We start from the raw sequence: 26,275 nt of genomic DNA, 5'->3' as shown, positions 1-26,275 counted from the left end.
CGGGGCGTTTTTTTGTAAATGCCGCAGTGTTACATCCCCTGCGTCGAGAACTGAACCTGATCTACTGCAAACAGTGGTTTCTGTTTCGCTTCGGGATTGACAAAAACCAGGTAAAGTTTGTGAATACCAGAAACCGGCTGGCGGAAAGGCAGATTAACGGCTCCTTGTGTGCCTTGCTTAACCTCGGCTTCACCCAGCAGCGTACCGGTTGGCGAATCGAGTCGGGCTTCGAGTTTACCACCCGCTACCTGATCGTTTGATGCAAATACAGATGGCGAAATGCTTTGAATACCCGTTAGGTCAATGTCATTAAACACCAGATAGCTACCCGATTTTGTGCCGATAGCGGCTGGGCCTAATTTGGGGATATCATATTGAAAAATATCCTGTTTGCCATCGGCCGAAACTGCTTTAACCAGAGGAGAGCGTAAGGCCATTGATGTTGAACCTGTCAGGGGACCAATTACGCCATTGCCCCGGTCGGTGTAACTGGCCGTAAGAATGTATGAGCCCTCTTTCTTTTGCTGTGCCGGTAGGTAATCACCAGCCAGTGGCTGACGGTTAACTTTCTTTTCATCGGCCAGCGAAAGAATATAACGCACCATGTCGGTCGCTTCGCTCTCTTTTAGTTGCGGATGCGCGCTCATGGCCTGTTCGCCCCAAACACCACCACCACCATTGATAACCTTGCGGGCCAGTTTACCTTCAATCTGGAAAGCACCTTTGTATTTCTTGGCCACGTCGATATAGGCAGGTCCAATCGACTTTTTGTCAATAGCATGGCAGGCCTTACAATCGCTCAGCTCAATTAGACGTTTGCCGGTCGAGAAACCAAGGTTAGCCTGGTGGCCTTGTGCCAGCATCGTTTTGTCGAAACCTTCGAGGTAGTCGATGGTCATCGTTACGTCGTCGGGGCTGATACCTTTCTTCAACGTTCCATCTTCCTTATCGACAACATTTACGGCATACTTAACCGGCTTGTTTGGGAAATAGAAAGTTTTGTTTCCGGTTACCGCTACGTCTACTTTAGGCTCTTCATTACCAACTTTAATTTCCATCGCTTTGGTAGCGACATTACCGGCTGCGTCCGTCACGGTCAGCGTAGCCGGATAGGTGCCTGGCTTGCTGAAAGTAACTGTTGGGTTAGCCGTTGTCTGTTTAGGCATTCCATTACCGAACGACCACGAATACTTCAACGCGTCGCCGTCATAATCCATCGATCCTTTGCTGTCAAACTTCACCGTTAAGGGTGCCGAACCAACGGTTTTACTGGCGTTTACCATCGCAATCGGCTTCCGATTGCCAGCGTTGTAGGTAATGCGTGACAAACGCGCATCGGCATTAGCGGCAAACCATTGCTGACCGTATTCCAGGGTATACAGCGAACCATCATTGGCAAATTGCATGTCGATCACGTGCGAAAATTTCGTGCTGGGCATGAACGTCTCCATTTTCACGAAATCGCCGTTCTCTTTCATCGTAACCGGGTGAATCCAGTCGCGCATCCAGTCATAAGCAAAGAACTTACCATCGTAATGACGGGGGAATTTAACGGACGATTCAGCATAATCGTCGTAATAATAAACCGGGCCACCCATGGCATTCCGGCCACCCTTACCCACAATAGGACCAAATTCCGGTGAGTCGGCATAAGGGTAGTAGATAAAGGCTTTCTGCGCCGGGGGGAGCTCAGTCAGACCTGTGTTGTGCGGGGAGTTATTGATTGGCTTTTGCGGATCAAATAAAGCGCCGGTAGTGCTATCAGCGAACGTACGAGCATTGTACGGGCGGTTATCCGCTACGAACAGCGGCCAACCGAAATAGCCTGCCTTCCGGGCCTGATTCATTTCGTCATGACCACGAGGGCCGTATTTGGGGCTGTTCTCGCCTGCATCTGGTCCTACTTCGCCCCAGTACAGGAAACCGGTGCGTTGATCGACCGAGATCCGGTATGGATTCCGGTTACCCATCACATAAATTTCAGGGCGGGTTTTAGCCGTGCCTTTTGGAAACAGATTTCCCTCTGGAATAGTATACGTTCCATCGGCTTCGGGATGAATACGCATGATCTTGCCGCGCAGGTCGTTGGTGTTGCTCGATGTTAAACGGGCATCCCAGCCACTGCGGCCTGGCCGCTCATCAATGGGGGCAAATCCTTGAGAGTTGAACGGGTTTGTATCGTCACCCGCCGAGAGATACAGATTTCCTTTGCGATCCCAGGCAATGGAGCCGCCCGTGTGGCAGCAACCGTCGCGCTTAACGGGAATCGTCAGCAGAACCTTTTCGGTGTTCATCAACAAGGTATCCCGAACATCATCATACACGAAGCGAGATAGGTGCTGAGCCGTATCGGCTACCGTCTTGCCCGTTATAGGCGAATAATAGGCATATACCCATTTGTTCTCTTTGAAATTTGGATCGATGTTCAGGCCCATCAAACCGTATTCAAATTTGGTGAATACCGGGAAGTTGGCTACTACCTTCACCGACTTTTTCTTGGGATCGTAGAGTTTCAGGGCACCTTTCCGTTCGGCAAATAGAACCTTTCCGTTGTCAAGAACAACTAATTCTGTTGGTTCATCCAGATTAGCGGTTAATACCTCCCGGTCGAATCGATTCTCTTCAGGGAAGGGCTGTGTTTTCACCTGACCGAATTTCAGGCTAGTTGCCATAACCGATTTGATGCCGCCCAGAATGTGCTGTAAAAACAAAGGATCAACGTACGATTCATCTGTATGACCACCACCGGTGTAAAACGCTTTACCACCGTCGAAGTCATGGTGCCAGATAAACGGGTGATTATCGCCGTTTTTGCCACCTTCATACGTTTTTTCGTCGAGCTTACCCAAGACTTTAAGGTCAGGCTGGATGCTCTTGTAGCTGTACCACTCATCCCAGCGCTTCCAGCGATCGGGCAGCATTTTGGTAGATGGGTGGTTTTTGTCGACAATTTCGATTTCTGCGTTCTGCTGTTTGGGGTGCTGCAAAAAGTAAGCACCAGCCAATTGGTTATACCACGGCCAGTCATACTCCGTGTCGGCCGCTGCGTGGATACCTACATAACCGCCACCCGCCTGAATGTAGCGTTCAAAAGCCGCCTGCTGGGCATCGTCTAGAACATCGCCGGTGGTACTGAGCCAGATGACAGCACTGTACTGTTTAAGGTTCGATTCCGTAAACTTGCTGGCATCTTCGGTTGTATCGACCGCAAATCCGTTTTCCTTACCCAGCTTCATGATGGCCAGTTTACCAGCGGGGATAGAGCCGTGGCGATAGCCTTTTGTCCTTGAGAAGACCAGCACTCGGTTTAAGGCTACAGCACTTTCTGACGCTTTCGTAGCGGGTTTGGCAACTGCGGTACGTTTGGCAGCCGTTTGAGCCTCGGCCGTTATGCTCGGTACAGCCGCTGCCAGCAAACCCGCCAGCAGCAAGGCGCGGGAGGGAAGCCGTGAGTTTTTCATAGAGTTTTTGATTTATGCAGATTGCTTAGGGAAATCAATAAAAGTTCAACAAAAGAGGTTAACTTATTTAATGATTCGATTGACTTTTATTGGGAAACAAAAGTAAAGAAAAAGCGAACGCCTTAGTGTATTCGTTCGCTCAAATTATGCGTTAAAAGCCAATTAATCTACCTTCTTGAAGGTCATCACCGGCTTATTATTTCGAAGGAGCGTCAATTGTCGCTCACCTATCCTGTAGGTTAGTGGATAACTTAACTCATTCAGAAGTTTACTTTCCAATTTGTTTGCATCTTCCTGACAAGCCATTTTTGTGGTCACTAACGGGCCAACCAAAAGTTGCCGGGTGTCGGCCTTTATTGAGCCACTGAGCCGGTTGCAACCGGTTGTTCCTGTTACCCGATTTTCGGCCAGCGAAATCTCAAGGCGGGGGGCTTCGTTACGTGGCCCATTGGCATTTATTGCCGTTCCCCGAAAATCGGTGAGCACCCAAATGTCGTTTAGCAAAGCAAGTTGCTGCAAGGACGCCCCACAGCCGACATAACTTTTTCCCCGAAAGTTAACTTCTACTCTGTAATCCAATCGCTGGCCCGATAATTTATTGACACAGCTATCGGGTCTGAATAAACTAGTTATACGGTCCAGTCCTACACCGGTATTATACCGGAAAACGCCGTCCGAGTCCATCTGGCGTTCGGGAATAGTGGTCGTTAGGCTATCACCGTCGAGGGCTTTAAAACGAAGCGTGTTTTTCGATGGGTTCAGTGTCAATGACCATGCCGGGTCATTGCCCATGGCAATAGCCTCGTCGCCCGCTTTCAGGTGTTGGCTGTAATCTGTAACAGACACCTGATTGGCAGGGGTAAGCATGGCAGCAAATTGGGTCGATGGACGGCGGCAGGCAGCGGTCAGCAATAACAGACCAAGCAAAGTAGTACGCATGGTATTCTAATAGGTGAGTTCTGTTGATAAGACCTGTTGTGTGTCGAAAAGTTTAAGCCGGGTACGGGAATGGAACAATCCGGGCAGAATCTAAACAGTCCACTTCCAGCCTTAGTTACCCCTTTTTAACAAACAACGGTACGTTATGAAAAAGGGATGGTTGATTGCACTCGGGCTATTACTGATTGGCTGTATTGGTGCCTATGTCTGGTATCGTAATGTAAAAGATGAACGTACGGCGGAAGGAAAGCCCTATGACGATACCCTGAAACCCCGACTGGAAATGACTCGTATGGCTATAACCGATATTAGCGAAGACGTTATTTCCATGAATCTGTACATGCTGATCGATAACCCGCTGCCCGTTGGTTTCAAATCACCCAGCCTGGATTACACGTTTTACATCGCCAACACGCCGGTCATGGCCGACGCGTATAAGAAGCCAATCGAGGTGAAGTCCGGCGATAGTACGCTGGTTGTGCTGCCCGCTAAGCTGGCCTACAAAAAGCTGACAAACGTACTGAAGACTCTCGACCAGAAGGACATCGACAGCACGAACTATAAGATGCGGGCCAAATTTGCGCTCGACATTCCGATCCTTGGTCAGAAAACATTTGAAACGACTATCGACAAACGGATGCCTACCTTCTATCTGCCAGAGGTTAAGATTGATGACATTGATTTTGGCAAACTAGGGCTAAAACGAACCGATGTAGCCGCAAAAGTGAGTATTACTAACAAGAATAAGATGCCGTTCAGCATAACCGACGCGCACTATACGGTTTTCATTGACGGAAAAGAGATTGCCGATGGTGAACAAACTGAGCCAATCCGCATTAAAGCACAGGCAACGACGCCCGTTGTATTTCCGGTAACGGCCCGGCCCGGTAAAACGCTTAGTGTATTGCCGAAGATGCTGTTCGACAAAAAAGACACGCCCTATCGGGTTAACTTCCGGTGTAAACTCATCGACAAGGAAAATAACTCGTCGTTTGCCAACAGCAAATTTGTATCGACGATCACCGGGACGCTGGACGATTTTAAGAAGCTGAAGAAGTGAAGTATTTAGTTTAGGTCACTGAGATTCGCATTGTGACACAGAGATGCACAAAGGACTTCCTGGTGTTCTCCGCATAGCGGGCGTATAAAAAAGGCCGCGAATCCCTTGATTCGCGGCCTTTTTACAAAGATGCTAATAGATTATAACTGGGGTTGTTCCAGCACAACGCTTTCGTCTACAGGGCCTGCTTTGCGATTGCGCATCCAGAACCACAGCAGCGTGAAGGCAACAATCAGGATGATCGGGAATGTCATCATAGTAGACAGCGTAGCTTGTCCGGTTGCCAATTCCAAGGCTGGTCCAGTGAGGCCGGCCGCTGCTTTTTCGGCGTGATTTGAATCGATCCAACCTCCAATAATAGGCTGGAAGATAGATGTCGACAGCATACCGACACCACCAATAATTGACATGCCCAGTGCGCCACTTACTGGAACGCGCTGAGCCACAAAGCCAATCATGGTTGGCCAGTTAAAACATACGCCAAGACCAAAGATAACAGCGGCCAAATAAGCTATTGGGCCAGTAACCGTACTAAACATATAAATACCGATGGTGGCTAAAATGGCACCGCCCAGTAAAACACCCGTCTGACCAAATTGTGCGACAACCGGGCCGGTGAAAAGTCTGCCAACCGTCATTACGCCAAATGTTAAGGCTAAGACCAGCATGGCATCGGCTCCGCTGCTGCTCAGAACAACGGCTACCCACTGATTAGGACCAAATTCGGTAATAGCTGTCAGCGCCATGCAGCAGAATAAAGCAATGTACAGAGGGCTTAGCATGGCTTGGAAATTTTTCGCCAGAGATGTAACCCCTTCCACTTTTGGCCTTGGAAAAGCCTGACCGAAAAACAGGAACGCATAAACTATGGTTGGGAGCATAAGAACCCAGATTTGAGCTTGCCAGGTAAAACCTGCGTCAGTCATAAATTTGGATATCAAGCTGCCAATCACGATTCCACCGGGGAACCACATGTGAAAACGGCCCAGCATTTTGTTCAACTTGTTGCTGTTATACATATCGGCAATCATTGGGTTACAGGCCGCTTCCGTGCAACCATTACCAAAGCCGATGAAGAAGGTAGAGAACAAAAGACCCGTGTACCCTCCGGCATAGATAGTTAGCAGAATACCTAGTGTGTGAGCAACAACGGCAACCTGCATAATTATTTTTGGCCCTACCGTGTGATACACCAGCCCACCGATGACCATCGAGATAGGAAAGCCAAAAAAGAACATCGAGTTAATAAAGCCCAATTGCTCGGCAGTAAGTCCAAAATCTTTGGCTAACTGAGGCAGGATACCCGCCCGGATGCTAAAGGAAAAAGCCGTGGTAATAATGGCAAGGCAGCTGGCAAGAAAGAGCCGCGAAGGATTAACGGTTTGGTTCATTTTCGATAAAGGGGGATTTAGTGGTTAACTGGTTTCATTAAAAATTAAAAGGCATCGGGTAGAACAAACTCCCCGCTAACGAGCCGTTTTTATTCAAATTTTCCGAAAAATAAGAGAAAACAGCTAATTTTCGGCCGTAAAAAAAAGGATTAAGGTTTAATGTGTCCATTTTACGCTTTCGGAATTAAGGGGTAGCTGCCAATTGAGTTTCCAGAATCGGCAATCCTAAAATCGAAAATTACAATCGACAAAATGTGTACAGTAAACCAACCCTCGTAGTTTACTTTTCCTAACCTGTTTACACTCAACTCGAATACCAATGCATAGAAAATTGCGAATGGGTATGGTTGGCGGAGGCCTCGATGCCTTCATTGGTGCCGTACATCGCCGGGCTGCCGGTTTCGATGGCGAAATCGAATTAGTTTGTGGCTGCTTTAGTTCATCGCCTGATAAATCAAAAGCAACCGGCCACGCCCTGTATTTGCCCGAAGATCGGGTTTACGCTTCGTTTCAGGAGATGATTGAACGGGAAAAGACATTGCCCGAAGGCGAACGCATGGACTTTTTGTCTATCGTAACACCCAACCACATGCACTTCCCGCCCGCCAAGATGGCGCTCGAAAATGGGTTCCATGTGATGTGCGACAAGCCCATGACACTGAATCTGGCTGAAGCCAAAGAACTGGCGGCCATTGTTGAAAAATCAGGGCTGGTGTTTGGCCTGACGCACAACTACACGGGCTACCCGATGGTGAAAGAAGCCCGGGATATGGTTCGTAATGGCAAACTGGGCAAGATCCGTAAAGTTGTCGTCGAATACCCACAAGGCTGGCTTTCTAAAGATGAAGAGCATAATGACTACAAGCAGGCCATCTGGCGTACCGACCCGGCCCGGTCTGGAGCAGCCGGTTGCATGGGCGACATTGGCACCCATGCCGAAAACTTAGCCGAGTATGTCACAGGGCTGCAAATTAGCGAACTCTGCGCCGACCTGACTGCCTTTGTTCCCGGTCGTCAACTGGACGACGATGGTAATGTGCTCTTGCGATTCGACAACGGAGCCAAAGGTGTTCTGCACGCTAGTCAGGTGGCTAATGGCGAGGAAAACTCGCTCAAAATTTACGTTTGGGGTGAGCTTGGTGGCCTGGAGTGGCACCAGATGGAACCCAATACCCTGAAATACAAAACGCAGGAAGGACAACGGATCATTCGTCCCAATGTGGGTACCTTGTCTGCCTCGGCCTCGGCGCATTGGCGATTACCGGCGGGTCATCCCGAAGGGTTCTTCGAAGCGTTTGCCAATCTATATCGCAACTTCGCCTATGCCGTGAAAGCGCATATGGAAGGGCGCGAAGCTGATCCTCTTTATGATTTTCCCAAAGCATCGGACGGTGTTCGCGGATTAGCCTTTATCGACACGGTCATTTCGTCGAGTCAGGATGATTCCACAAAGTGGACTAAGTTTGTACAGTAATGAAATTGGGCCACAGAGATGCACGCAGACACACAGAGATACACAAAGAATAAATTATAAAAACTCCGTGCAGCTCCGTGTGCCTTTGTGAATCTCTGTGGCATACCCTTTAACCCTACATCAATGCAAAAAATCAACATCGGTGTTGTTGGCACCGGATTCATCGGACCCGCGCACATCGAAGCCCTGCGTCGCCTTCCAAACACAAACGTCCTCGCCCTGTGTGAGGTGACTCCTGAACTGGCTCGTCAGAAAGCCGATCAGCTCGGTATTGAGCGATCCTGCACGTTCGAGGAGCTTCTGGCTATGGACGATATAAAGGTTGTACACATCTGTACGCCGAACTTCCTGCATTACTCGCAGTCAAAAGCTGCTTTGCTGGCTGGCAAGCACGTTGTTTGTGAGAAGCCGCTGGCCAAAGATTTACACGAAGCCAAAGAACTCGTTGAACTGGCTGAGCAAACCGGCCTGGTCAATGCCGTGCATTTCAACCTACGCTATTACCCGCTCGTTCGCCAGATGAAGGTGATGCGTGAGCAGGACGCCCTGGGTGATGTGTACTCGGTTATCGGCTCCTATTTGCAGGATTGGCTTTTCTACGACACTGATTACAACTGGCGTCTGGAACCCGACAAGTCGGGCGATTCGCGTGCCATTGCCGATATCGGTTCTCACTTGATGGACAGCCTCGAATACATTACGGGCCTGAAAACGGTGGCCGTTATGGCCGATTTCAACACGGTGCATAAAGTGCGAAAAAAGCCACTGAAGCCGGTTGAGACCTATTCGGGCAAAATGCTGCAACCCGAAGATTACGCTGACGTCCCCATCAATACCGAAGATCACGCCAACGTATTGCTTCGTTTCGATAATGGGAATCGGGGTGTTATTACGGTGTCGCAGGTATCGGCGGGTCGCAAGAACCAGATGAAGCTGGAGATTGCCGGTTCGAAGAAAACGTTTGCCTGGAACTCCGAAGCGCCCAACGAAATGTGGATTGGTAACCGCGACGGTGCCAATGAGGCATTGATGCGCGATCCATCACTGGCTCACCCCGAAGCTCGCTCGGTGATCAGTTTCCCCGGTGGCCACAACGAAGGTTTTCCCGATACGTCGAAGCAGTTGTTCAAAGAAGTATACGACGCGATTGCCGCCGGAAAACAACCCGAAAATCCAACCTACCCGACCTTCGCCGATGGCTACCGCGAGTTGCTCATCTGCGAAAAAATCCTGGAATCGAACCGGAAGCAGGCCTGGGTGGAAATTTAATGGTGAAAGCGTAATTTAGTGATTCAGATATAAGCACTAAGGTCATGCAGTATCAAGGGAAGTACACAAACATTATTACGATTGAACCTGGCAAACGGGGTGGTAAACCCTGTATACGAGGAATGCGAATTACGGTCGGTGATATTTTAGGGTGGTTAGGTGCAGGAAAGACCGTTGAGGAAATAATTGATGACTTTCCTGAGTTAACCCGCGAAGATATCCAGGCGGCTTTACTTTTCGCTGCTGACCGCGATAATGGTACACTGTTGATGGCTGCCTGATGCAACTATTGTTCGATCAAAATATTTCCTTTCGAGTAGTAAAGCAATTGAAGACTACATTCCCGGAGGTGATAGGCGTTCGGGAATGTGGTTTAGTTAATGTTGATGATTATAAAATATGGGAATATGCGCGGCAAAACAACTACACTGTTGTCACGTTCGATAAGGATATTCCCGACATAGGTTCTGTAAAAGGATTTCCGCCAAAAATTATTTGGCTACGAACAGGAAATATGAGTAATCAAGCTATCCTTACCCTGTTTCTGGACTATTCCGAGCAGTTTGCTGCATTTATTGCTAATGAAAAAAAAGGGTGCCTAATGATTTATCCAAATTCAGCCCTTAATAACCAAATCACAGAAGAATGAAAACGATGAAAGGTCCGGGCATTTTTCTTGCCCAATTTCTGGGTGATACGGCCCCATTTAATTCGCTCGATACGATTGCCAAATACATGGCCGATCTAGGCTACAAAGGTATCCAGATCCCAACCTGGGACCCACGTCTGATCGACCTGAAGCAGGCTTCGGAAAGCCTTACCTACTGCGATGAGCTAAAAGGGAAGCTGAAGGATATCGGCGTTGAGATCACTGAACTCGCCACCCACCTGCAAGGGCAACTGGTAGCTGTGCATCCAGCCTATGGTCCCATGTTCGATGGCTTCGGTCCGGCCGAATTGGCAGGCAAACCCAAAGAACAGCAGGCATGGGCGGTGGATCAGCTACTAATGACCGCCAAAGCCAGCAAGAATCTGGGTCTGGTGGCCAGTCCTACTTTTTCGGGCGCGCTGCTGTGGCCATTTGTGTACCCCTGGCCACAGCGTCCGGCGGGTCTGGTCGAAACGGGTTTCAAAGAACTTGCCGACCGCTGGTTGCCCATCCTGAATGCGTATGACGAAGCTGGTGTTGATCTGGCCTATGAACTGCACCCTGGCGAAGACCTGCACGATGGCATCACGTTCGAGATGTTCCTGGAAAAAGTGGGCAACCACCCCCGCGCCGGTATCAACTACGACCCAAGCCACTTTGTGCTGCAACAACTGGATTATCTACACTTCATTGACTTCTACCACGATCGTATTTATGCGTACCATGTGAAAGATGCTGAGTTTAACCCAACGGGTAAGCAGGGCGTGTATGGCGGGTATCAGGGATGGGTAGAGCGAGCCGGACGGTTCCGTTCACTGGGCGATGGTCAGGTTGATTTTGCGGGTATCTTCTCGAAACTGGCCCAGTACGACTACGACCGCTGGGCGGTATTGGAGTGGGAGTGCGCCATCAAACACCCTGAACAAGGGGCTGCCGAAGGTGCTCCATTCATTTCGGATCACATCATCCGTGTGACCGAACGCGCTTTTGACGACTTCGCCGGCACCGGTGCCGATGATGCCTTCAATAAGAAAGTGTTGGGGCTATAAACGTTTCGTATTTGTATGTTTTTGTGGTGTCGGGTCCTCAGACCCGACACTTTTTTTGTTTTCAGACTGACTATATTTACCGCAAACGACGAATACCATGGCAGGTCAGGGTTCGGGTGGCAATGTGCTTGCTGCTCTTTGTAGCTTCTTCATTCCGGGGTTAGGGCAACTTCTACAAGGTCGTCTGTTGATGGCTATTCTGCAATTTGTGCTGGCCGGTGGACTCTGGTTTATCCTGATGGGGTGGATCATTCATCTGTGGTCCATTATCGATGCTGCCCGGTATAATCCGTCTAATTAGTTATTGGCCTATTTCCGTTTGGAAAATCGCTGCTCTACCACTAAAAACGGATTCTCTTTTTGCTCTTTCAGGTAGCGTTCGTAGGCCGCATGGGTCATTAAGTCCAGTTGGTACAAATAGCCTTCGGGCTGACGGGCGTTCTTATGGACAAAGCTGCCCGAAAACGACGCAATATCAATAGGCTTATATTTATCAAGTACTTCATTTTTTACCCGCTTATCGTCGATCCAGATGCCAAATAACTTGGGGTTCTTCCAGTCCGAAAACTGAGCGTCGGTGGGTGTTTTTGGAGGTATAGGCGCAATTAAAATAACATTCTTCTTCTCTTCTTCAGACAGATTTGCAAACTTCTGTCGACCTCTAAATGCAGTCACAACCAGCTTGTCTTTGTACTGCTCTTGGTATTTATTTGACTCCACCGGAAGAGGCTTCCGGACTGTTTCGGGTTGCGATTTTTGTGGGATTGCTGCGGGCACTTGAGCAACCAATTTGGTGCTAAAAATAGCTCCAACTAGCATAATTAAGCTTAATGCCAGCGTACTGACAATTAAAACCCGGGTTCTGGATGTGTGTTTGGTCATCATAAAAAATCGTTGTTTGGTTGCGTGAAACGTTAGTTGACTGGCTAAATAAACGGGTGTGGTAAGGGTTAACTTGCTCAGTAGTAAACGCTGGTATTCAATGACGTGCTTGTGTTGATTAAGGACTGCCGAATCGGCCAGAAATTCGTGATTGAGCCGGATGGCGCGTTTGATCAGCAAAAGCAAGGGATTAAACCAATAGAAGCAGGAAAGCAGCTCAATAAAAAGAATATCGTAGGTGTGCCTCTGCCGGATGTGTGCCAGTTCGTGCGTGAACAATTCCGGCTCAATGGCCTGTGACTCGAAGGCGGATTTGCCAACAAAAAGGTAATGTAGAAACGTATGAGGCAGGCCATCTTCAGGCAGAAGGACAAGGGTAGCATCCTGGTACCGAACTTTCCGGTGCTGTCTGATGCGCTGAATCAGGGAGAAAATATTTCGGCCAAATCGAATGAGCAGGATCGATGCCACAAGGCCGTAAAGTAGCTCGGCAATGGCCAAAAAGTCGTATACTGGTTGAGCCGATCTATAGTTTTGTTCAGCCAGATTTGTCAGATAGCGCTCGGCCTGGTAGTTGGGCTGAGGTTCTAAAATAGGAACCAGTTCAGGTTGAACATTGATCGTCAGCAGGGGGATGACCAACGAAAAGATGAGGCTGAACAATAAGTAGAACCGATTGAACCAGTGGAGTTTTTCGCCTTCCAGCAATAGTTTATAAAAGCCGAACAAGATCAACAGGCATAGGATGGATTTAAGAACATAAGCTATCATGATTTCCGTTTTTGAATTTCCTGATCAATAATGTCTTTAAGCGCTTCGAGTTCAGACGCTGATAAGTGTGTTTCGGTAGTAAAAAACGAAGCAAACTGGGCCGCCGAATTATTGAAGAAATTCTTGATGAGCCCATTCACATGAGTAGAGAAATAATCGTTCCGGGCAATTAGCGGATAATACTCTCTTGAATTTCCAAATTCCCGATAGCTGACAAACCCTTTATCAATAACCCGCTTGAGTAACGTGGCCACTGTTGTGACGGCTGGTTTGGGATCGTCGTAAGCATCAAGAAGATCCTTCATGAATGCTCTTTCCCGTTTCCACAGGTGTTGCATCAGGATTTCTTCGGCAGCAGATAGCTTCATTTCTATGGTTATAGAGATTATTCTACAAATGTAGAATAAGAAAAGATAAAGTCAAATTATTGATTGATTTATTGATTGCCGGGAAAAATCGTTGGTGCCCTGTCGTTTCTTTAGTCGATGCCGGGGGCAATTAAACAGCTTCTGAACATGTAAGAGCCATCCGGTTTACATTGAACTTGAATTTTATTGTATCTTTCCTTTAGTTATTGCAATTGTCACAGCTACTTCCCTTTATCCAAAATGGTACGCTCAATACGCATGAAAAGTCATTTCTGGGCTTTGTTTGGCTTTCTTGTGATCGAGATAATCACCTCAAATGATGCACAGGCACAGCGTCAATTAATCGATAGTCTGAAAGCAACGCTGCATAACAGGCAGCCCGACACTACCCGGGCAAACACTTACTACGATATTGCGAATAATTTTTACAAACAAAGTCAGCTCGATTCGGCCAATCAGTACCTGAAGCCAATGCTGGCACTCTCCAGGCGCACAAACAACGTCGCTGCGTTAGGCGAATATCATTTATTGACGGCTACCATTCGGCTGCATCAGGGCCTGTTCGACGAATCTTTATTGAATGCTCAGTCGGCCATAAACTGTTTCACCCGCAGCCGCAAGCCCGGTTCTGTTGCCCGGGTGTACCATACGATGGGACTACTGTATAAAACCATGGGTGAAAATCAGCGGGTGCGCAATCACCTTGAAAAAGGAATATACTATATGCAGCAGGCCATTGCTATCAACCAAAACATCAAGGCTAGCCGTAATCTGGCCGATAATTATGTGAATCTTGGAATTATCTATGAAGACCTGAATGAGTTCGAACGTGGTCGAGAATGTTTTCTCAGGGCGATAGCCATCAACGATGCCATTCATTCTAAGCCGGAAGCTTACCGGGTCATTTATAACAACCTGGGTAAGAATTCGAATGTACAGGGCCGGTACGAAGAAGCTATCGGGTATCTTAACAAGGCGCTGGCTATTAATCTGGAAGTGAACAGAACTACCAGTCTGGTACACAATTATCGAAATTTATCCACTGCCTATCAGGCGTTAAAGAAAAATGAAGAGGCTGAGTATTATGGTGAAAAAGCTATAAAGCTGGTTGAACAAAGTAAAGATGCTCCGTTAAGCCGGTCGGTATACAAGATGATGTCGCAGATGTATGCCAGTACGGGGAAATATGATAAAGCCTATTACTATGCCGTGCAGAACAAGCGAATAGAAGATTCGTTAATGACGCTCGAAAAGACCCGAACGGTAGCAAGTCTGGAAGAGCAGTTTGCGGTTAAGAAAGCTAATGATCTGGCTACAATCCAAGCTAACCTGGTCCTGGCCAAAGCGCGGGAGATTGCCCGGATAGAATCGGTAAAGGCGAAAGAAATAGCGGCTATTCAGGCAGAGAAAGACCGTAGAATTGCACAGATTCAGGCGGCTGCTGAGGTCGAAAAAACGCGGGCCGTTGCCGAAGTTCAGGCAAAATACGAGACCCAAAGGCGGATAAATCAAATTACGGCACTCGATCAGCAAAATCATCAGACTACCCGTCAAATGCAGTACATGGCGGGCGGGCTGGGTTTACTTTTTCTCTTGCTTAGTATGCTGGTAGGTCAGTATTGGGCAATTCGCCGGGCGAATGTGCGCTTATCTGCCCAGAACGAAATCATTACCAGCAACAGTCAGCAACTCATCAGCCAGTCGGATCAGCTTCGTACGTTGATGAAGGAATTACACCACCGGGTAAAAAACAACCTAGCCATTGTATCGAGCCTACTCACTTTGCAGGCCAATGGTCTGACCGATGAAAAAGCAATTCAGGCGCTACGAAAAGGCCAGCAGCGGGTGCAGGCAATGTCGTTGATACATCAGCGGTTATACCAGTCGGACCGGGTGACCATCGTTAACATACGGGAGTATCTGACCGATCTGGCTGAAAGTCTGATGCAGGCGTATGGGTATGAGTCGTCCAACTTCGACCTACAGGTAGATGTTGTTCTACAGGAGTTGGATGTCGATGTTGCGATGCCATTGGGATTGATTGTCAACGAACTTATCACAAACTCCTTTAAATATGCTTTTATCCACCAGGAACGGCCTTTGCTGCGGATCAAGCTGGATTATACGGATGGCTCTCTACAACCCGGTATTACGCTGGAAGTACAAGATAATGGCCCTGGCATAAAAGCGGATGACTGGCAGAAATCGGGTAGCCGAAAATCATTTGGCCGACGTTTGGTCACCTCGCTTGCCGAACAACTGGAAGGCAACTTTGAACTGGTATCCCAAAACGGAACCTTGTTCCGATTACACATTCCACAAACCCGGCTGGCAGCCTAATGGATTATACCAAATCTGGACAGAAGCTCGTCAAATGCTGTTTAGGGCTTCCTTTCTGTTCGAAAAATCCTGTTTGACTTCTTTTTAACAACAAATGAATATATGGGTTATAATTATAGTACTCTGTTTTCAGGATAGCTAACTGTTTGTTATAGCCATTGAGTTAACTTAAATGCTGTATAAAGCCCAAATAGGTATATATCTTTGCTCTATAACAGGTAAATCGACGTGGATGTAGAGAATTGTTTTTATTTTCAGGGATGAATGCTTACATCTACGCCTAGTCATAGAAATTCGTAAAACGCCACCTTTAATGATTAGTGACGAGCGCATACATATTCTACTGGTTGAAGATGAAGGTATTTTAGCTATGGAGTTGAGCGACAGTCTGGAAGCAGACGGCTATTTCATAGTGGGTATTGCGAATAATGGCCGCAAAGCACTTGACTTATTCCAGCGGCAGCGAGTTGATCTACTCCTCTGCGATATTACCATAAAAGGCGATTGGGACGGTATTGAAACAGTTCGACGGTTAACCGCCGAACGGCCCATTCCTGTTATCTACCTGACCGCTCTTACAGACCGAGAAACCCTGGAAAGGGCTAAGCAGACCTATCCGGCCGCGTATGTCAACAAGCCTTATCAACTGGCCAGTCTTCGAACCGCCATTGAATTGGCTATTCATAATTTCAACCAGCGGAGTAAGCCTGTTTCGGCGGTGGCGGCCCCACTTGAAAAAGGTACGCGTGATCGGGAGACAATCCTGCACATCAACGATCATCTGTTTGTAAAACAAAATTATCAGTTTGTTAAAATTAACGTCGATGACCTACTGTATCTGGAGGCCGACAATGTGTACACGACTTTAATTACAGGTAATCGGAAATACGTAATTAGGTTGACATTAAGCGGGATATTAGAACGGATGAATTTGCCGTCTCTTGTGCGAATTCATCGATCCTATGCGGTCAATATTCACAAAGTCGATTCGTTCAACGATACAGAATTGAGCATTGGTACGCAGTTATTGCCTCTAAGCAGAAGTTATAAAGAGGAATTTTTACAGCGATTTAATCATTATTGACAAACAGAGTACCCCCTGTCGACCCTACTTGTCCGATCAGATCTTGATCAGAGACAGGCAAAACGCGTATTTACATCCCAAATCTGGTTACTCACTTACAATTTTTAGATACTTACAACCATTCTATATTACTTCATTAGGAATTGGGTATCTTTATCATATCATTAGTTCTACCTTCCTCTCGCCGAACCGGGTTTTTAGAAATGGAAACCCGGTTCGGCACCAATTAGAAAAGCCTGTTGCAGGTGCTCATTAGTCAACTCATTGCCCTCGACTCTTCTACAGTAGAATGATCGAGGGTTTTTTAGTATGGCTACTAAATAAGTAGTCCGCAACTAAACGATATCAGGCGAGTAAAATAGTGTATATTAGAGGCTATCTATTTTGTAGTTCTAGTAATCGGATTTACTCAATGTAACGCTTGAAAAGGCTGTGTGTAAAGTATATTGTTGGCTGTTGGCTTGGCTTGCCATGATCCTGTCTGAACGGGTAGCGGGGCAAAATCTTGTTCCTAACGGCAGCTTTGAAACTTACAGTAATTGCCCTCGGCAGGATAACCTGCTCATTGAAGCTATACCCTGGTATAACCCCAACCGTGCCACACCCGACTTCTATAACACCTGTTATCAGACCGGGCAAATGTCTTTGCCACCTCATTCGGGCCAGGGGGTAGGGCGTTTATTCTTTGATCAGGGGTGGGCAGAGTACCTGGGCGTACGTCTTACAAAGCCACTCGATGCCAACGAGTGTTATTACTTCGAGATGTACGTAGCTACGGATACGCCTACTAAATATCAGACCGAAACACTTGGAGCTTATTTTTCGACCGACCTGGTCAAGAATCCAGCATCAACAGATCGATTCACCCTTCAGCCGCAAATTCTGGACAATAGTCCCCAAGCTAGTATCGCTCGTCTGCAATGGCATCGTATAGCTGGGTTTCTGACCGCCAAAGGGGGAGAGCAATATGTTACCATTGGGAGCTTTACAAAAACGCCCCCTTTCCTGGGGTTTTATTACCTATTCGTCGACGATGTTTCGTTAGTTCCCACCAAACTTGAGTTGGGGAAGGACTCTACGCTCTGTGGTCGCAAAAGTACCCTGCTGCTGGATGCCACCACGCCGGGTGCATCCTATTATCGTTGGAATGACGGTAGTACAGCCCCCACATTGCTAGTTACCCGGCCCGGTAAGTACTCTGTAACCGCCGTAACGAACTGTAAGACCCTACGGGATAGTATTACGATTGATTACGCACTGGACTTTGACCTGGGGGCTGATACCACGCTCTGTAATGGCAAGACGCTTACCCTGAAGGTCCCGGCAGCAGCCGGATCAACCTATCGCTGGCAGGATGGTTCCCGGCAAAGTACGCTGACCGTTCAAAAAGAGGGTCAGTACCTCATTCAGGTCACACAGGCCAGTTGTGTGGCTTCCGATAGTATTTATGTACGGTACGTTCGGCCCCCCGAGCTGGATTTGGGGCCGGACCAGTCCTTATGTGGAGCGCAGCTTTTTACCATACAACCAACCCTGTCCGAAGGTAATTTTTCCTGGCTGGACCAGGTAACGGGTATCGAACGAACGGTAAGCAGTTCGGGCGTGTACAGGGCCAGTGTTCAAAATGATTGTGCAACAGTACTGGACTCGGTCCTGATTGATTACGAAGCCTGCGAGTGTATTCTGTATGCGCCATCCAGCTTTACACCAAATGGGGATGGCCTGAATGATCTGTTTCTGGCCTACGGTTGTGGCGATATCACGATTACATCCCTGGCGGTGTTCGACCGGTGGGGTGAAATAATTTTCCAGACGTCAAACGCACCGTTTCAGTGGGATGGACAGTATCGTGGTGAACTTTGTGAGGTGGGGGTGTATGCCTGGAGTATTCAGTATCAGCTGAATCAACGGGGGAAATCAACATCCGGCCAGAAGCAGGGGGCACTTACTCTCCTTCGCTAGGCGTACGTTCGATTATCCAGTAGTGGGATATAAGTAGTTAGACGCTCTAAAACTCAATCCCTTCTTTGGTTAGTAAATCAGCCAGATTCAGCACTATATCGTCCAGAACGGGTACGGTCGCGTCCCGGTTCTGGGTTAGTCAGGGGGCGGTGCGGGTTGCCACGAATATTTTTTTGGTTGGGTAGTAACCCAGATTACCTGCTCAACGCCAAAAGCAAGCAGCCGCTCGGTTTTCACATACATATAGCCGACTCCTTCCCTTCGAATTGGCCTGGTTCAATACGAACGTCTACTTCAATCGCGATTTTCGGGGGAATGTCGAAATACTTATCCGTTAGTGTCAAACCAACCGACTTATCGTAGATGGCGATGTCGTTGGAAAGGTTATTGTCTTTATCGAAATGAACACCCGATCCGTTGGTGACGACCAGATATCTCTTTCAGCTAATAACCCGTCCTAAAAACATGACCAACGTAGCCTGTAATGAACTGCTCCCCATAATTTCGGCGGGTGTTTTTTTTCGGTCGTTACATCCCGGTAACCACGGTAATAGAGCGCACAACCGTTGAGCGTTTCATAGATCATATAGGCGGGAACCCCTGATTTTTTGCGCGTTCTTGGGATGGAGGCAACGGCTAAGTCATGAGTTGAGTTGATTGCGGTTTCGTTAACAGTACTACGCATTTTGCCGGATAGAAAGACAATGTGCCGACAATGGGGTTATAACTGAAACACTTTTCTCTATTCTGAAATGGCGTGGCTTATTCTTATTCTGGCGGGCTTGTTTGAAGTTGGTTTTACAACTTGTCTCAAGCTGTCAGACAATTTTCGAAACGTAGGCTGGGCGGCAGGCTTTCTTGTCTGTGCCGCACTTAGTTTTTACTGCCTTAACAAAGCCGCGCAGGACATTCCACTGGGCACGGCTTATGCCGTCTGGACGGGAATTGGAGCCGCCGGAACAGTTGTAACGGGTATGATTTTCTTTCGGGAACCGAGCGATTTCTGGCGGCTTTTCTTCATTGTACTCCTGGTTGGCTCAGTGATTGGCCTGAAAGCCGTGTCGGCCCATTAAACCAGTCAATGGTCAAAACAGCTTTACCAATTTGGCCAAACCGGCCGAAATCAACAGCATGATGGCCACGAAGCCTAATCCGTACACCAGTCCAAAAGCTTCGGCAACAAATCCGATGATGGGCGGACCCGCCAGAAATCCAATAAAACTAAACGTCGCAAACGTGGCCAGACCGGCCGCCGGTGGAATACCCTCTACGCGCATAGAGGCCGCATACAGCACCGGTGCACCCAACGAGCAACCTGCTCCCAGCACGCCAAAGCCGATCAGTGCCGTTGCCGGGTAGGGGAGAGCCATGGCGAATAACAAGCCGCCTGCACCCACCACACCGCCAATCTGTAACCAGCGTTTGGCACCTATTTTGGGAATGATCGCGTCGCCCAGGAAACGGAAACCGGTCATTGTAAGCGAGAACGCGCCAAAGCCCAGCGCAGCAATCTGGCTGCTGGCCCCAAGTGTCTCACGCAAATACACGGCACTCCAGTCGAAAGCGGCCCCTTCGCCCATGGCCAGCGACAAGCCGATCAAAATCATTAATAACAAGTCCAGATTAGGCCGAACGAATGACGACCCGGCTTTCTCGCCCGTTTCTGTTCGGCTGCTCGAAGGGACTTTTGCCAGAATCGGTTGCAAAATAAAGGTCATGAGCAGAATTAAGCCCGCCATGATCATGATATGGATGGGGGGCGATACATGCAACGCAATAACAGCCCCTGCAATACCAGAGCCAAACAGTCCGCCCAGACTCCACATGCCATGGCACGAGGACATGATGACAATACCCTGTGCCCGTTCCAGATTTGTAGCGGTGGTGTTCATGGCCACGTTGAGGAGGGCCGCATTCAATCCCATCAGGAATAAACCAAGGCAAAGAATTATCGGATTTGGCGCGTTGAGCGGGATGCAAACGGCTAATGTCAACCCTACCGCCGACCAGAAACAGGCGCGGGCTTCACCAAGTCGGGAAATAATCCAGCCGGTTAGTGGATTCATGACCAGTAAACCAATGGGCATGGCAAACAGCGTTAATCCCAGTTCGGCATCTGAAAGATGGAGTTTGGCTTTGACAAATGGAATGTGGGCCACCCAGCTGCCGAACAGAACACTATCGGAAGCAAAGACCAGCCCAACGGCCAGCGCCTGCTGGTTCAGGAAGAATGTCAGCAGGTTTTGAATGAATAGATTTCGATTTGGTTTATTCAGAGAGGCTGTTGTATTCATACTACAAAAATAGCCGGTTTAAACCGGCTATTTTAAATAATCTATTTTCTGTTACCGATACCTGGCTAAGGGTATCGAACCGCTTACTAGTTATTCATCGTTAACGACGTATTGTTTTTCAGGTGACCCGCCATTGCTTTCCGGAGTTTTTCAACTTTGGGTAAAGACACCCGCTGGATGTAAGGCTGGTCGGGGTGAAGCGAAAAGTAATTCTGGTGATAATTTTCGGCCGGATAGAACGCCGTGAGGGGCGTCACCTCCGTAACGACAGGGTTTGCGTAATGCTTCGAGTCATTAGTCCGTTTGATAGCGGCTAAGATCTCCGCTTTTTCATCCGGTGTCCGGTAAAAAGCTACAGATCGGTAATCACGACCAACATCAGGCCCCTGTCGGTTCAGCGTCGTGGGGTCGTGTCCAGCAAAAAAAGCGTCGAGTAACTGCGAGTAGCTGATCACCTTCGGGTCGTAATAAACCTGAACAGATTCAGCATGGCCCGTTTCGTCGGTACCTACCTGCTCATACGTTGGATTCTTAACATTGCCGCCAGCATAACCCGAGATTACTTCCCGAACTCCTTTCAACTGGTTCATCCCTTCTTCAAGCGCCCAGAAGCATCCTCCTGCGAAGGTTGCCACCGCTTCGCCCGGTTTCAGGGCAGGAAGTTTAGCAGGTGCGTAGTCTTTCGATTGGCCCTGTGCACACCCTGCCAGCAATAGCAGACTTAATGCCAATAAATGAATTCCTTTCATGTTGTTTAGTGAAGTATTGTGTTGCTGTATAAACGTTTGAAAATGAGTTCCGGTTTCGTTGGCAAAATCGTTACATAGAGATTCGCAGAGATACATTGAGTTTTTGTAATTCCTTATTAGTGTATCTCTGTGTAACAATACGTTTACAATAAGAAAGCCGATAAGGTCATGACGACCCTATCGGCTTCTACTTATAAATCAGTTAGCCCTTAAACGCCTGGATACCCTGGGTTCTGGGTCTTCAGGTTGGGGTTGTTCAACAGCTCCTGCTTCGGAATGGGCAACAGCAGATGCTTCTCCTGCAAAGCCTGATTCGAACTTTTATTCACGTGGCCCACAAAGTTGTCGAAGCCATTGGTGGTCTCGTTGTAGACTTTCCGTAACCGAACCATGTCGAACCAGGTGATCTGTTCGTAACACAGTTCATGCCAGCGTTCGCGCCAAACCGCTTCCCGGAAAGAAGCCTGGGTGTAGGTGCCCAGAGCCGGGGTGGTTAGGGTGGCCCGGTCCCGAATCCGCTTGAAGGCATCATAAGCCGCCTGGGTAGGCCCGCCTACTTCGTTCTGGGCTTCGGCGTAGATCAACAGCGTTTCGGCAAAGCGGATCTGAGGCACGTTGAGGTTGTTCTGACGCGAGCCAGCCACCCCTGCCGTCCCGTTGGCGGTGCGGTTGAAGTGCTTGAAGACGTAAGGTGCGCCCAGTGAGAAGGGCGCTCCGTTGCCGTTGGTGTAGTAGGTGGTGTAGAAGTACCCCGCCTGATCTTTTGCCCGCAAGTCACCTGGCTCGTAAGAGTTGTAGAAAGCGGTTGTCGGTACCGAGCTACCAGTTCCTCCGGGCCCGTTGTAGGTAACGGGTTTGAAGTTGGGGTAGAAGTTGTCCATCGGGTTACCCGCTACCAGCGTATTGTACTGAAGCATGAAGAGGTGCTCGACGCGGTTCTTGGTGCTTTCCCGGTGAACGTCCTCGTAGGTGGTGAAGAGGTTGATCACCGAGGGGTTTGCGTTGGCGTAGGTGATGACCTCCAGGGCCTTGTCGGCGGCCAGTTTGTAGTGGGAGGCTCCTTTGCTGAGGGGGAAGCCGGCCATGGTGAGGTACACCTTGGCGAGCTGGGTTTTCACCGCTGCCAGGTTAACCCGACCACTCGCATCCATCCAGGCCAGTCCCGAAGCTTCAGCGGCTAACAGGTCATCGACAATCAGTTTGTAGACATCTTCTTTAGAGGCCCGTGCGGGAAGGAAATCCGTCGATGCTGCCGTCTGGGGCGTCGTAATCAGCGGGATATCACCCCACAATTGAACAGCCGTAAAGTAAGCCGAAGCCCGCAGGAACCGGGTTTCACCCAGAATCTTGGTTTTCTGCGCAGCATCCATCGGTGTGATGGCGGGAACCCGATCCAGTACCTGATTGGCATTGGCGATAACCCGGTAAAGACCGTTCCAGTAGTTGACCACATGTGCCGTGTTACCGTCATGCACCAGACTATACAGGTTATTGAGGTCGGAGTTCTGAGCGGTCTCGGTGGTGGAGGTTCCCGTCAGGGCTTCGAGCAACTGCCAGTTGCTGGAGAAGATACCAGCACCATCGCCCATAAAGCGCAGACTGGCGTAGACCGATGCCAAACCGGCTTCGGCATGGTCAGGAATAGTATAGAAGTTGCTTGTTGTCAAATTTGAAGGCGCTTGTTCCTTCAGGAATTCAGTACAACCGGCCGGACCCATCAGGGCTGCACCGCACAGCAAAACTCTACTTATATTTTTTACTAGGGTATGTCTCATACAAGAAAATGTCAGTTAATTAAATGCATTTGCGAACTACAAGCCAATTTGCAGGCCTAAGAGATATGTAGTTGGCTTAGGATAGTTGTGCCAGATCATGCCCTGCGAAAAAGCGCTGTTACCCGTGCCCTGGTTGGTAGGTGTAACTTCCGGATCACCAACGATCGGATCTTTCAGCAACAGGAAGAAGTTCTGAGCGGAAACGTATACCCGTAACCGGTTCATCTTCAATTTAGACGTTACGTTAGCTGGCAGCGTATAGCCAAACAGGAGGTTGCGGCCCCGCAGGAACGAGCCATCCTTGATCCAGTGGCTATCTACGTTGGTCACGTAGCCGGCCCGTGTGTCCCGAACTTCGGCAATCTGGCTACCCTGATTGGTTGGCGTCCAGGCGTTGAGCACCGACGAATAGCTGTTGGCCAGCGCCTGACGGTCTTCACTGGCGTGAAGGTTCATCATCATCACTTGGTTGCCAAACATGTACTGCAATTCCAGCGTGGCATCGAAGTTGCCAAAGCGAATGTTGTTGGTCATAGCTCCCCAGCCTTTTGGGCTACCGTTGCCAATGATGCTGCGGTCCGCATCGGTGATGGCTTTGTCACCGTTCACGTCCAGGTACTTGATGTCGCCGGGCAGAATGGTCAACCCGTTACGGTAGCTGGTGAACTTGGCGGCTTCTTCCCGCTCGGCTTCACTCCACACGCCTACCCGGGTCAGTCCCCAGAAAGAGCCTACTGGTTCGCCCACCCGAATGACGTTGGTGGGGTTGGTGAAGTTAGGACCACCTACGTTGAAGATATCAGACGGGGTAGCCAGGGAGAGTACTTTGTTTTTGTTGAGCGAGATGTTGAAGGAGGTGTTCCAACTGAAGGTACCCCGGTTGATGTTCACCGTGTTGATGCCAAACTCAAAACCTTTGTTCTCCATCGACCCTACGTTGCGCCGGATTGTCGCGTAGCCGCTCGACTGGGGTACGGGGGCATCCAGCAGCATGTCGGTCGTCAGGCGGTAGTAGTAATCAGCTTCCAGGGTGATACGCCCTTTGAGGAAACCAACTTCCAAACCTACATCGGTCTGAGCCGTTTTCTCCCAGCGAAGGTCAGGGTTAGCCAGACGGTTGATACCTGTTCCACTTACTCTGGTATCGTTGTAGATGGTCGAATAGTTCGAGCTGAGTAATGACAGCGAAGAGTAAGGGGGGATTTCAGAGTTACCGGTCAGGCCGTAGCTGGTACGGATCTTCATATTCGAGATAACAGAGTTGCCTTTGAGGAAGTCTTCTTCCGATACCCGCCAGGCCAGAGCCGCCGAGGGGAAGAAGGCAAACTTGTGGTTTTCTCCGAACTTGGAGGAGCCGTCGGCCCGGCCCGTAGCCGTGAAGAGGTACTTATTCTTGTAGCCGTAGTTGATCCGACCAAAGTACGAGTTAAAGGCAAAGCGCGAAGCGCCCGAACTGACCCCTGGGTTAATTGCACCAGCTCCTAAATTGTTAAAACCGAAATAGTCAGTAGCGAAACCGCTCACGCTGGCGCCAATGCCAAAGGTGTTGGTTTCCTGCCACGACAGACCCAACAGACCGGTGAAAGAGTGATCCTGACCAAACTGCTTGTTATAGGTCAGATAGTTCTCCAACGACCAGAAATTCTGCCGGTTATTGTTGGCTGATGCGTTACCGTTGTTGCCGATGTTGAGCGTACGGGTCTGCGACTGGTTGATCTCCTGAGTCTGAATGTTGGTCCCCAATACCGTACGCATCTCCAGGCCTTTACCAAAGGTGATGTTGGTGAACAGGCTGCCCAAAATGGTCTGGGTGTTCTGGATGTACTTGCGGTCCAGCAGCCGGTGAACCGAACTCATGGTACCTTCCGCATAGGGGTAATCCCGGTTCTCGGCAAAGACACCCGTATCAGGGTAGCGTACGGGCAGGAAGGGAAAGTCCTCCACGATCTGACGGGCTACCGCATCGTTGATATCTACCAGGTTTTCTGTCTGGTAGTTGTAACTCATCGTACCGCCGATCTTGAGCCAGCTCTTGACCTGGTCATCGATGGAGAAACGACCCGAGTAGCGCTTCATGTAGGAGGTCTTGATCAAGCCCTGATCATCGCGGTAGTTGAGCGAGAGCGAGTACTGGGTGCGCTCGTTACCGCCACTGAAGCCTAACTGGTGGTTCTGAGAAAGTTTGTTCTGAGCCGACTCTTTGAACCAGTCGGTGTCATACAAAGGATTCAGGTTGGCATCGAACACACCGGGGTGAGCCGCACTGAAAGCCGCCCGGCGCACTTTGGGGTCGAGGTAGGACCACTTGCCAGCCGACGGGGTCATACTTGGCCATGTTGGCGTAGGCCAGGTCTTCGGTGGCCAGATACTCTTTGGCATTGAGGACCTTGGGTTTGTTGGGCCCGATGGTGTTGACGCTGAACTGACCGTCGTAGGTGACCCGGCTCTCGCCAGCTTTTCCTTTACGGGTTTGTACCAAGATAACGCCGTTGGCACCGCGAGCTCCGTAGATGGCGGTGGAGGAGGCATCCTTGAGGACCTCCACGTTAACGATGTCGTTGGGGTTGATGTAATCGATGGGGTTGCTGAACTGGTCGCCGGTTCCTTGTGGGAGCATGACGCCATCAACGACGTAGAGGGGGTTGTTGGAGGAGTTGATGGAGCTGAATCCCCGGATGCGGACGGTGGTGCGTCCGCCGGGTCGTCCCGAGTTGGTGTTGACCTGCACCCCGGGCATACGACCCGACAGTGCCTGGTT

At 49.2% G+C, this 26,275-nt stretch carries 19 protein-coding genes and 1 pseudogene; 11 read left to right on the top strand and 9 right to left on the bottom strand.

Annotated elements, in window-relative coordinates; genetic code table 11:
• Nucleotides 1–29: 29 nt before the first annotated feature.
• Nucleotides 30–3,461, bottom strand: a complete 3,432-nt coding sequence (locus NT073_RS21950; RefSeq protein WP_297377724.1) for a ThuA domain-containing protein — start codon at nt 3,459–3,461, stop codon at nt 30–32.
• 162 nt (nt 3,462–3,623) lie between these two features.
• A complete protein-coding gene (locus NT073_RS21945; protein ID WP_297377722.1) occupies nt 3,624–4,400 on the bottom strand; it encodes an META domain-containing protein in 777 nt (258 codons plus the stop codon).
• A gap of 145 nt (nt 4,401–4,545) precedes the next feature.
• On the opposite strand from NT073_RS21945, the gene NT073_RS21940 reads away from it, so the two are divergent.
• Nucleotides 4,546–5,460 carry an LEA type 2 family protein gene (locus tag NT073_RS21940; protein WP_297377719.1) on the top strand — a complete coding sequence of 305 codons (915 nt, stop codon included), beginning with the start codon at nt 4,546–4,548 and terminating at the stop codon, nt 5,458–5,460.
• Between the two features lie 140 nt (nt 5,461–5,600).
• Here NT073_RS21940 and NT073_RS21935 read toward each other — a convergent pair whose 3' ends face one another.
• Nucleotides 5,601–6,851 carry an MFS transporter gene (locus NT073_RS21935; protein WP_297377717.1) on the bottom strand — a complete coding sequence of 417 codons (1,251 nt, stop codon included), beginning with the start codon at nt 6,849–6,851 and terminating at the stop codon, nt 5,601–5,603.
• 337 nt (nt 6,852–7,188) lie between these two features.
• On the opposite strand from NT073_RS21935, the gene NT073_RS21930 reads away from it, so the two are divergent.
• From NT073_RS21930 to NT073_RS21905, 6 genes are all read left to right on the top strand, one after another.
• A complete protein-coding gene (locus NT073_RS21930; RefSeq protein ID WP_297378367.1) occupies nt 7,189–8,325 on the top strand; it encodes a Gfo/Idh/MocA family oxidoreductase in 1,137 nt (378 codons plus the stop codon).
• Between the two features lie 123 nt (nt 8,326–8,448).
• Entirely contained in the window at nt 8,449–9,594 is a 1,146-nt protein-coding gene (locus tag NT073_RS21925) for a Gfo/Idh/MocA family oxidoreductase (RefSeq protein WP_297377715.1), read from the top strand.
• A 44-nt stretch (nt 9,595–9,638) separates the two neighbouring features.
• Nucleotides 9,639–9,875, top strand: a complete 237-nt coding sequence (locus NT073_RS21920; RefSeq protein ID WP_297377713.1) for a DUF433 domain-containing protein — start codon at nt 9,639–9,641, stop codon at nt 9,873–9,875.
• On the top strand, nt 9,875–10,243 hold the full coding sequence (locus NT073_RS21915; RefSeq protein ID WP_297377711.1) for a DUF5615 family PIN-like protein: 369 nt from the start codon (nt 9,875–9,877) through the stop codon (nt 10,241–10,243). The genes NT073_RS21920 and NT073_RS21915 overlap by 1 nt, the downstream gene beginning before the upstream one ends.
• Nucleotides 10,240–11,292 (top strand): sugar phosphate isomerase/epimerase, encoded by a 1,053-nt coding sequence (locus NT073_RS21910; protein WP_297377709.1) that lies wholly within the window; start codon nt 10,240–10,242, stop codon nt 11,290–11,292. Before NT073_RS21915 ends, NT073_RS21910 begins: the two co-directional genes overlap by 4 nt.
• Before the next feature lie 97 nt (nt 11,293–11,389).
• The gene (locus tag NT073_RS21905; RefSeq protein WP_297377707.1) at nt 11,390–11,593 is read left to right on the top strand and encodes a hypothetical protein; all 204 of its coding nucleotides are present in this window, start codon (nt 11,390–11,392) and stop codon (nt 11,591–11,593) included.
• Nucleotides 11,594–11,601: 8 nt separating this feature from the next.
• On the opposite strand, the gene NT073_RS21900 is transcribed toward NT073_RS21905, so the two are convergent.
• A complete protein-coding gene (locus NT073_RS21900) occupies nt 11,602–12,945 on the bottom strand; it encodes a M56 family metallopeptidase (protein ID WP_297377705.1) in 1,344 nt (447 codons plus the stop codon).
• Nucleotides 12,942–13,313, bottom strand: coding sequence for a BlaI/MecI/CopY family transcriptional regulator (locus NT073_RS21895; RefSeq protein WP_297377703.1), 372 nt, complete (start codon nt 13,311–13,313; stop codon nt 12,942–12,944). The genes NT073_RS21900 and NT073_RS21895 overlap by 4 nt, the downstream gene beginning before the upstream one ends.
• 258 nt (nt 13,314–13,571) lie before the next feature.
• On the opposite strand from NT073_RS21895, the gene NT073_RS21890 reads away from it, so the two are divergent.
• From NT073_RS21890 to NT073_RS21875, 4 genes are all read left to right on the top strand, one after another.
• Complete coding sequence (locus tag NT073_RS21890; protein ID WP_297377700.1) at nt 13,572–15,653, top strand: tetratricopeptide repeat protein; 2,082 nt, start codon at nt 13,572–13,574, stop codon at nt 15,651–15,653.
• 313 nt (nt 15,654–15,966) lie between these two features.
• On the top strand, nt 15,967–16,737 hold the full coding sequence (locus tag NT073_RS21885; protein ID WP_297377699.1) for a response regulator: 771 nt from the start codon (nt 15,967–15,969) through the stop codon (nt 16,735–16,737).
• Nucleotides 16,738–17,208: 471 nt separating this feature from the next.
• Nucleotides 17,209–18,699, top strand: a complete 1,491-nt coding sequence (locus tag NT073_RS21880; RefSeq protein WP_297377698.1) for a gliding motility-associated C-terminal domain-containing protein — start codon at nt 17,209–17,211, stop codon at nt 18,697–18,699.
• 752 nt (nt 18,700–19,451) lie between these two features.
• Nucleotides 19,452–19,772, top strand: a complete 321-nt coding sequence (locus tag NT073_RS21875; RefSeq protein ID WP_297377696.1) for a multidrug efflux SMR transporter — start codon at nt 19,452–19,454, stop codon at nt 19,770–19,772.
• 12 nt (nt 19,773–19,784) lie between these two features.
• Here NT073_RS21875 and NT073_RS21870 read toward each other — a convergent pair whose 3' ends face one another.
• The 4 genes and pseudogenes from NT073_RS21870 to NT073_RS21855 form a co-directional block, all read right to left on the bottom strand.
• Nucleotides 19,785–20,993, bottom strand: coding sequence for an MFS transporter (locus NT073_RS21870; protein ID WP_297377694.1), 1,209 nt, complete (start codon nt 20,991–20,993; stop codon nt 19,785–19,787).
• Nucleotides 20,994–21,079: 86 nt separating this feature from the next.
• Nucleotides 21,080–21,742: a peptide-methionine (S)-S-oxide reductase MsrA gene (gene msrA / locus NT073_RS21865; RefSeq protein ID WP_297377691.1), complete on the bottom strand. Its 663-nt coding sequence runs from the start codon at nt 21,740–21,742 to the stop codon at nt 21,080–21,082.
• A 209-nt stretch (nt 21,743–21,951) separates the two neighbouring features.
• Nucleotides 21,952–23,517: a RagB/SusD family nutrient uptake outer membrane protein gene (locus tag NT073_RS21860; RefSeq protein ID WP_297377690.1), complete on the bottom strand. Its 1,566-nt coding sequence runs from the start codon at nt 23,515–23,517 to the stop codon at nt 21,952–21,954.
• Nucleotides 23,518–23,553: 36 nt separating this feature from the next.
• Nucleotides 23,554–26,275, bottom strand: a pseudogene (locus NT073_RS21855) (SusC/RagA family TonB-linked outer membrane protein); the annotation flags it as partial.

The organism is Spirosoma sp. (genome assembly GCF_026391055.1).
GTDB lineage: Bacteria > Bacteroidota > Bacteroidia > Cytophagales > Spirosomataceae > Spirosoma.
This window is presented reverse-complemented; position numbering and strand designations above follow the sequence as displayed.